Source organism: Peptoniphilus sp. oral taxon 836 str. F0141 (assembly GCF_000179335.1).
In the GTDB taxonomy this organism is placed as follows: Bacteria; Bacillota; Clostridia; order Tissierellales; family Peptoniphilaceae; genus Peptoniphilus_A; species Peptoniphilus_A lacrimalis.
In genome coordinates this window covers 1-810 of the sequence record NZ_AEAA01000018.1, presented here as the reverse complement: position 1 = coordinate 810, position 810 = coordinate 1, and the positions used below count along the sequence as shown (strand labels likewise).

Annotated in this window: 1 protein-coding gene; it reads left to right on the top strand. The window is 24.9% G+C overall.

The annotated features are described in order from the left end of the window. Positions 1–191: 191 nt before the first annotated feature. Positions 192–810 (top strand): DNA repair exonuclease (locus HMPREF9131_RS00555; RefSeq protein WP_009344782.1); only part of this gene is annotated, 619 nt, incomplete at its 3' end.

The window sequence follows — 810 nt, the reverse complement described above, 5'->3', positions numbered from 1 at the left end:
TTTACTTAGTGAATAAAACCCCCAAAAATACCATAATAAGGATTGAGGGGTTTTCTTTTAATATAAATAGTTTTTAAAAAAATCTACAACTTATAAAAAGTCTTTACTAATTTTTACATATAAATACATGAATTGATAATAATTTTTAAAAAGCAATTATTTACATATGATATAATATTATTGGTGATTAAATGAAGATTATACATCTAGCAGATGTGCATTTTAACAAGATATATAAGGGAGATTTACCAATAGATATTGTTGAAAAAATTTCTTTTGACCAATGGGAAAATTTTTCTAAGGTTTGTACTTTTGTTAAGAATGAAAATATAGATATTTTTTTAATAGCTGGGGATTTATTTGAAAGGGAGTATTTTACCTTATCTTCTATGAAAAGACTTTTATCTATTTTAGAGGATATAAAAATTCCTGTTTTTATAGTTTGTGGGAATCATGATTTTTTAGATGCTAATTCCTTGTACAACAATGTAAAAATTCCTGCAAATGTTCATATTTTCTCTAATAAATTTTCTTATTTTGATTTAGATGATTTAAAAACAAGAATTTTTGGAATTTCTTATGATAAGGAATATTTTAATATTTCTTTGCCACAAGCTGACATCAGAAAAGATTATACTAATATTCTTCTAATTCATGGAATAGTAGATGAGGGGAATTTTTTAAAAATTGATAAATCTTATGCCGAAAATTTTGACTATGTTGCCATGGGTCATATTCATAAGGGCGGTAAAGTTTATGATAATACCTATTATAGCGGTTCTCTTGAGCCTTTATCTTTTAAGGAGGATG